Origin of the sequence: Myxacorys almedinensis A, from assembly GCF_010091945.1 — a bacterium.
Classification (GTDB): domain Bacteria; phylum Cyanobacteriota; class Cyanobacteriia; order Leptolyngbyales; family Leptolyngbyaceae; genus Myxacorys; species Myxacorys almedinensis.
The window spans coordinates 1-617 of the sequence record NZ_WVIE01000064.1 but is presented as its reverse complement, the minus strand read 5'-3'; the positions used below and the strand labels follow the sequence as shown (position 1 = coordinate 617).

The 617-nt window shown below is 45.5% G+C and carries 1 protein-coding gene; it reads right to left on the bottom strand.

Features of this window, described 5'->3' with window-relative positions:
* Nucleotides 1–291: 291 nt before the first annotated feature.
* Nucleotides 292–576: a CopG family transcriptional regulator gene (locus tag GS601_RS22640; RefSeq protein ID WP_162425553.1), complete on the bottom strand. Its 285-nt coding sequence runs from the start codon at nt 574–576 to the stop codon at nt 292–294.
* Between the last annotated feature and the right edge of the window lie 41 nt (nt 577–617).

Sequence of the window (617 nt, the reverse complement as noted above, 5' to 3'; positions counted from 1 at the left end):
GAAGTCTTCAGGAAAGATTTCAGCCAGTCGCCGACAGGTGGTATCAAAACTCATTGCATCTGGAATTTAGCGTTTGTCGAGTATACCTCTCTTCAGATGCGATATAGATCGATAATTTAGCGACCCTTGCGATATCTGCAAGCAGCGCGCTTGGTTATTGAATGGGTTGATCGACCCTTGCGGTATCTGCGAAGCAGCGCGCGCTTCATTGTCGATCGCTCGATTGTTTGTGCGATCGCTCTATTATTCAAGATGTCGATCACTTGATTATTTTCGCGATCGCTCTATTATTCAAGATGTCGATCGTTTAGCCAAATAATGTTCATCAAGAGAGCGGCGTAGCATCATCTTAATTACAGCTTGACGGCTAATATTCAGTTCACCAGCCATTTGGTTAAGCTCATCCATCATTGCAGGAGGAATCTCTAATTCAGTCGTGATCTGCTCCTGCCCTTTGCGTGAAGTCATCAAGCGAGGTGTCCCAACGCGAGTCGTCGCAGAGTCAAAATAGCGATCGATCACTTCCTCGCCTGCCTCAATCTTCTGCTCCAGTTCCTCAGTAAAAATATTGCTCATAAATCTCACGCTCTCGCTTAGTACTTTTCCAATAGGTCACT

Bases quoted from the DNA above. Each gene is read 5' to 3' on its own strand.
- GS601_RS22640 (WP_162425553.1), bottom strand. From the start codon at position 576: ATGAGCAATATTTTTACTGAGGAACTGGAGCAGAAGATTGAGGCAGGC.